Here is a 6,359-nt window from a genome sequence, read left to right on the forward strand (position 1 = left end):
CGGGGAGGAGGAGCCCGCCGCCGCGGCCGACGGTGGTTTCTCCGGCGAGTTCGTCGAACTCGATACCCAGGGAAAGGCTCCCCTGATCGTGCGGGAGAAGTTCCACCGGGCCAAGCCGATGAGCATCGACCAGGCGTTGATGGAGATGGAACTCGTCGGTCACGACTTCTACCTCTTCCATGACGAGGTCAAGGACACCCCGAGCGTCGTCTACCGCCGGAAGGGCTTCAACTACGGCGTCCTGAGGCTGGTCGACTGACAGAATCCACCTCGTCCCTCCCGAACCCGGGTGAAGGCGGGTGGGCCAAGACGATCGCGGCGGGCCCGAGTGGCCCGCCGCGATGTCGTTCCTCGTGGCTCCGCGATAGCACCGTCTTCGGAGAGTTCGGGGAGCGTGGATCGGTTCTGTGCGTCACTCCTCGCGCTCGGCCTTGTTCGGCGCCCTCTTGACGCGATGCAAGGGCGTCTCGTGCGGTTCCTCGGCCTCGGTCCTGGGCGGGTCGAGGACGACGTCGCTGAGGATGTCATAGGAGATCGCGACCACGAGCGCCGCCACCAGCAGGACACCGGCGATGATCAGCAGCACCAGGGAACCGCCCATCGCGATGCCCACGCCTCCGATGATGAACCCCACGGTGGCCAGGCCCACGCTGATCCACGAGGGGGTCCTACCCCGGTGACCGTTGCTGGGGGCCAAGGAACCGCCCTGCCGTTGGAAACCCTGGATCTGCCCCCGTTCGGCCTTCTCCTGGCTCGTCAGGCGATGTCGCTCCCAGGCCAGCCCCGGGTCGTCGTCCTCGGAACGCCTGGGTGAGGCCTTGGCCCCTTCGACGGCGGTGTCGACCGCGTCGGCCGGGGTATGCGGGGAGATCGGACCCTTCCGCGGGTTCTCCTCTGTTCGTGCACTCCTTCGGTCGCCTCGCATGGTGATCCCTCCAGGGAACACGGTCGGAAGTTCCTTGCTCGGGACGTCTCGTTGTGAACGAGTCGCCCTTCCACCCATTGCCTTACCCAGGAAAATGCGCGATTCTGCACGAACATTACAAAAAGGCCGGGAACATCCACCCCCACTCCACTCGTTCGTCCAAAGGACGGGAAGTGGGCCGGGGTCCTCTAGGATGTAGGCCCGAGGACCCAGGATTCTCCCCTGACCTCCCACATGACAAGTGCGGTCAGCGGGTCTAGTTCTGACTCTCCACCCGGGGTGGAGCCGACCGCGATCTGCGAGGAGCGCATAGGAAGTGCCAGGCATACTCGACAAGCTCCTGCGCGCGGGTGAAGGAAAGATCCTGCGCCGGCTCAAGAAGTACAAGGACCAGGTCAACCTCCTCGAGGATGACTTCGTGGACCTCGGCGACGATGAGTTGCGCGCCCTGACCCAGGAGTACAAGGAACGTTACGAGGAGGGGGAGTCCCTGGACGACCTCCTCCCGGAGGCCTTCGCCACCGTTCGTGAGGCGGCCAAGCGCACCTTGGGTCAGCGTCACTTCGACGTGCAGATCATGGGCGGCGCCGCCCTGCACCTGGGCAACATCGCCGAGATGAAGACCGGTGAGGGCAAGACCCTGACCGGAACCCTCGCGGTGTACCTCAACGCCTTGGCCGGCAAGGGCGTGCACGTCATCACCACCAACGACTACCTGGCCCGACGTGACGCCCAGAACATGGGTCGCGTCTACCAGTTCCTCGGTCTCGAGGTCGACGTGGTGGGCCCCCAGATGAGCGCCGACGCTCGCCGCAAGGCCTACCAGGCCGACATCACCTACGGAACCAACAACGAGTTCGGTTTCGATTACCTGCGCGACAACATGGCGCTGTCCCTCAAGGACACCGTCCAGCGCGGACACTACTTCGCCCTGGTCGACGAGGTCGACTCCATCCTCATCGACGAGGCGCGTACCCCGCTCATCATCAGCGGCCCCTCCGAGCAGAACTCGCGTTGGTATTCCGAGTTCGCCAAGATCGCCCCTCGTTTGAAGAAGGACGAGGACTACGAGGTCGACGAGAAGAAGCGCACCGTCGGCATCACCGAATCCGGTGTGGCCAAGGTGGAGGATTGGCTGGGCATCGACAACCTCTACGAGGCCGTCAACACCCCGTTGATCAGCTTCCTCAACAACTCCCTCAAGGCCAAGGAGTTGTACCGCAAGGACAAGGAGTACATCGTCAAGGACGGTGAGGTCCTCATCGTCGACGAGTTCACCGGACGTGTCCTGGCCGGCCGCCGCTACAACGAGGGTATGCACCAGGCCATCGAGGCCAAGGAACGCGTCAAGATCAAGGACGAGAACCAAACCCTGGCCAAGGTCACGCTCCAGAACTACTTCCGTCTCTACGACAAACTCGCCGGCATGACCGGTACCGCCCAGACCGAGGCGGCGGAGTTCACCCAGACCTACGGCGTCGGCGTGGTGCCCATCCCCACCAACAAGCCGATGATCCGTGAGGACGTCAAGGACGTCGTCTACAAGCACGAAGACGCCAAGTTCCAGGCCTTGGCCGAGGACATCGCCGAACGGCACGAGGCCGGTCAGCCCGTCCTGGTCGGTACCACCAGCGTCGAGAAGTCCGAACTGCTGTCTCGGATGCTCAAGCGCGAAGGCGTTCCGCACGAGGTCCTCAACGCCAAGAACCACGCCCGTGAGGCCTCGATCATCGCCCGGGCCGGGAAACTCGGCGCCGTCACCGTCGCCACCAACATGGCCGGTCGAGGCACCGACATCATGCTCGGCGGCAACCCCGACTTCCTCGCCGACGAGGAACTCCAAAAGCGTGGCCTGAGCCCCCTGGAGACCCCCGAGGAGTACGAGGCCGCCTGGCCGGAGGCCTTGGCGAAGGCCACCGCCGAATTCGAGGACGAGCACGAGAAGGTCGTCGAAGCGGGCGGCCTGTACGTTCTCGGTACCGAGCGCCACGAGTCGCGCCGGATCGACAACCAGCTTCGTGGTCGTTCCGGCCGTCAGGGCGACCCGGGTATGTCCCGCTTCTACCTGTCACTCCAGGACGATCTGCTGCGTTTGTTCAACTCCAGTCGCCTGGAGGTGTTCATGAACCAGCTGAACATCCCGGACGACCAGCCGATCGAGTCGGGCATGGTGAGCAAGGCGATCGCCTCCGCCCAGGGCCAGGTCGAGACGCAGAACTTCGAGATCCGTAAGAACGTCCTCAAGTACGACGAGGTCCTCAACCGGCAGCGCAAGGTCATCTACGCCGAGCGCCGCAAGGTGCTGGAGGGCCAAGACCTGCGCGACCAGGTCGTCGACATGCTGGAGGAGGTGCTCCGCGGTTACGTCGTCGAGGAGACCGCTCGTGGTGACGCCGACGAGTGGGACCTCGACAAGCTCTGGCGGGCGTTCAAACAGGTCTACCCGATCAGCTTCACCGTCGACGAGTTCGTGGAGGAGAACGGTGACGTCCACACGCTGACCCCCGAGCTCATCGCGGACAGCGTGGTGGAGGACGCCAAGGCCGCCTACGAGGCTCGCGAGTCGGAGCTGGGTGAGGAGGCCATGCGCGAGGTCGAGCGCCGTGTCATCCTCCAGGTGATGGACCGCAAGTGGCGTGAGCACCTCTACGAGATGGACTACCTCCAAGAGGGCATCGGCCTGCGCGCGATGGCTCAGCGTAACCCGTTGATCGAGTTCCAGCGCGAGGGTTTCGACATGTTCCAGCAGATGCTGGAGGCCATCAAGGAGGAGTCGGTCGGTTTCCTCTTCAACGTCGAGGTCCAGGTCCACAAGAAGCAGGAGCCGACCCTGACCGCCGCTGCCGCCGCGCAGACCGCCGCCACCGTCGGCGGCGCCACCGGTGGGACGGNGTCGCCACCGCGGTGGAGGAGGACGAGGAGGCGGCCGAGGCCGCGGCCCCCGACATCGAGGCCGAGCCGGCCGAAGACGTCGTGGTCCCGGGCTTCGGCGAGGGACGACCGAGCCGGCTGCAGTACTCGGCGCCCGGCGAGGACGGGACGGTCGAGCGGCACAGCCAGACCAACGACGAGTTCACGGGTACCGCGCGCAACGCGCCCTGCCCTTGTGGTTCGGGCAAGAAGTACAAGAAGTGTCACGGAGACCCGGCGGCCAAGTAACCGTCGTTTCCGACCGACACCAAGACGTGTGGGCGCGACCCCTCGGGGCCGCGCCCACACGGGCGTTCGAACCGGATGGCGCCTCTGGCGCCCGGGAAGCGCTACGTGGTCTGGGTGACCTTGTTGAGGCCTCGGGGGACGTCGGGGTCGTGCCCCAAGCGCCGAGCCAGGCGCTCGGTGAGCAGTTGGGCGGGGACGATGAGGTTCATCGGACAGATCCACTCGGGCACGTCCGGAACCGGGACCGAGAGGTCGCTGGCCGAGGCCAGCGCCGCACCACCACCGAACCCGAACACCGGGGAGCCGGCGGAACGGGCCTGTTCGGCGAGCGAAACGGCACCTCGCAGGGTGGGTCCGGTGGGGGAGGCCATCAGCAGAGTGGGCGTACGCGAGTCCAGTACGGCGATGGGGCCGTGCAACAGGTCGGCGTAGGACATCCCCATGGCGTGCAGGTAGCAGGCCTCCTTGAGCTTGAGGGCGGCTTCCAACGCCGTGGAGGTGGCCAGGCCGCGCCCAGAGACCACCGTTCCCCGCACCGAGGCCATCCGCTCGGCGATCTCTTCCAGAACGTCGGCCGGCGCTGCGAGGGTCTCCTCGATGCCCTGCGGCGCCAACTCCAGCTCGCCGGCGTCCAGGTCGGCGCCCAAACCCAAGGCCAAGACCGCCAGGGCGGCCAGCTGGGTGTTGTAGGTCTTCGTGGCGGGGACGGCCAGCTCGTTGCCGGCCTGAGTCACCAGGGCCACGTCCGCCTCAGTGGCGAGGGGGGAGTCGGCCCCGTTGGTGATGGCCACGGTCCGCGCGCCACAGCCGGCGGCCCAGCGCATCGTCTCGACGATCTCCTCGGTCTTGCCGGACTGGGAGATGGCCACGGCGAGCACGTCCGACAGGTCGGTCTTGGCGCCGTAGACGGTCGCGACGGAGGGGGACCCCAGGGTGGCCATGCGGCCGGCGTGCACCTGGAGCAGGTAGCCACCGTAGACAGCGGCGTTGTCGGAGGAACCACGGGCGATGAACAGGACCTGACGGGTTCGGCGCCCCAGGTCCTCGATTTCGCGCCGCAAGGGAAGGAGCTCGGCGAAGGTGCGACGCAGTGCCTCGGGCTGCTCGGCGATCTCCGCGCGCATCATGCTCGTCGTGGTGGTCATGGGGAACCTTCCAGGGTGGTACTGGCGGCCCTGGAGGGGGTCTGGGCCGCGCTGGACGTCGATGGGTCACCAGGACCACGTGTTCCGGACCGCCATGATCTCTCCTCGATCCCGGTGCCCTCGAGTGGATTGACACTGGTCCGAAGCTATGGTCTAGTCCGGACTATACCAGTTGAACGTCAAAATGGTGGCGGATGTCGGATATCCGCGCGTGCCACGCGCTAAGGTGCTGACCCGCCCCATCCCGATCGCCGACCAGAAGGCCGCCCATGTCGATCGATCCCGGCAACCCGTTGCCCAAGTACGTCCAGCTCCGTGACCTGATCCTGGACCGCATCACCGCGACCGGGCTGGGCGTGGACGACATGGTCCCTTCCGAACGCGAGCTCAGCGCCACCTACGGTCTGTCCCGGATGACGGTGCGCCAGACCATCGACCTGTTGGTCGCCGAGGGCAAGCTCTATCGGGTTCCGGGCAAGGGAACCTTCGTCGCCCGCCCCAAGATCGAGATGTCCTTGGTCCTGGCCTCCTACAGCGAGGACATGCGCGCTCGTGGTTTCGAGCCGGGCGCCCGTGAGCTCATCCGCCAGGTGATTCCGGCCAGCGGCCACACGGCGCGCATGCTGGACATCGCCCCCGGCACCCTGGTCCACCACATCGAACGCATGCGCACCGCCGACGACGAACCCATGGCGGTCGAGCGCTCCAACATCCCCGCGGAGATGGTCCCGGGGTTGGAGGGGTTCGATCTCGCCGAGAGATCTCTCTATGAGGTCCTGGAAAACGAATACGACATCCTGTTGGATTCCGGGGAGCAGACCATCGAGGCCGGGATCTGTGACTCGGCCGACTCCCGTCTCCTCGGTCTGCCCGCAGGAAACCCGGTGCTGATCATGCAGCGCCGTAGCTTCGCCAAGGGGCAGTGCGTGGAACTGGCGCTGTCCACCTACCGTGCCGACCGGTATCAGCTGCACTCACGGTTGGATCCGAGGCGGCACGGCGACTGACGTCCCGCGCCCCAGGGCGCGCGTCCGAAAGGGAGACCCCCACCATGTCGGACCCCAAAGCCGCCGATACCCCATCCAAACCCTCCCGAGCCGGCAAGGGAGGGAACCGCCGTGGCTCCTCGG

4 protein-coding genes and 1 pseudogene are annotated in these 6,359 nt (G+C 66.1%); 3 read left to right on the plus strand and 2 right to left on the minus strand.

Annotated elements, in window-relative coordinates; all coding sequences use genetic code 11:
- A partial coding sequence (locus D472_RS0111545; protein WP_017604640.1) for a sigma 54 modulation/S30EA ribosomal C-terminal domain-containing protein occupies positions 1–259 on the plus strand: 259 nt, incomplete at its 5' end.
- 153 nt (positions 260–412) lie between these two features.
- On the opposite strand, the gene D472_RS0111550 is transcribed toward D472_RS0111545, so the two are convergent.
- Positions 413–925 (minus strand): hypothetical protein, encoded by a 513-nt coding sequence (locus D472_RS0111550; protein WP_017604641.1) that lies wholly within the window; start codon positions 923–925, stop codon positions 413–415.
- 316 nt (positions 926–1,241) lie between these two features.
- Between D472_RS0111550 and secA the strand changes: the two are divergent.
- A pseudogene (gene secA / locus D472_RS26735) lies at positions 1,242–4,084 on the plus strand (preprotein translocase subunit SecA).
- A 101-nt stretch (positions 4,085–4,185) separates the two neighbouring features.
- On the opposite strand, the gene D472_RS0111560 reads toward secA, so the two are convergent.
- The gene (locus D472_RS0111560; protein ID WP_017604642.1) at positions 4,186–5,229 is read right to left on the minus strand and encodes an SIS domain-containing protein; all 1,044 of its coding nucleotides are present in this window, start codon (positions 5,227–5,229) and stop codon (positions 4,186–4,188) included.
- Between the two features lie 269 nt (positions 5,230–5,498).
- On the opposite strand from D472_RS0111560, the gene D472_RS0111565 reads away from it, so the two are divergent.
- A complete protein-coding gene (locus D472_RS0111565) occupies positions 5,499–6,236 on the plus strand; it encodes a GntR family transcriptional regulator (protein ID WP_017604643.1) in 738 nt (245 codons plus the stop codon).
- The last annotated feature ends 123 nt before the right edge of the window (positions 6,237–6,359 follow it).

Origin of the sequence: Nocardiopsis alkaliphila YIM 80379 (assembly GCF_000341005.1) — a bacterium.
GTDB classification, from domain to species: Bacteria; Actinomycetota; Actinomycetes; order Streptosporangiales; family Streptosporangiaceae; genus Nocardiopsis; species Nocardiopsis alkaliphila.

Bases quoted from the DNA above. Each gene is read 5' to 3' on its own strand.
- D472_RS0111560 (WP_017604642.1), bottom strand. From the start codon at position 5,229: ATGACCACCACGACGAGCATGATGCGCGCGGAGATCGCCGAGCAGCCC.
- D472_RS0111550 (WP_017604641.1), bottom strand. From the start codon at position 925: ATGCGAGGCGACCGAAGGAGTGCACGAACAGAGGAGAACCCGCGGAAG.
- D472_RS0111565 (WP_017604643.1), top strand. From the start codon at position 5,499: ATGTCGATCGATCCCGGCAACCCGTTGCCCAAGTACGTCCAGCTCCGT.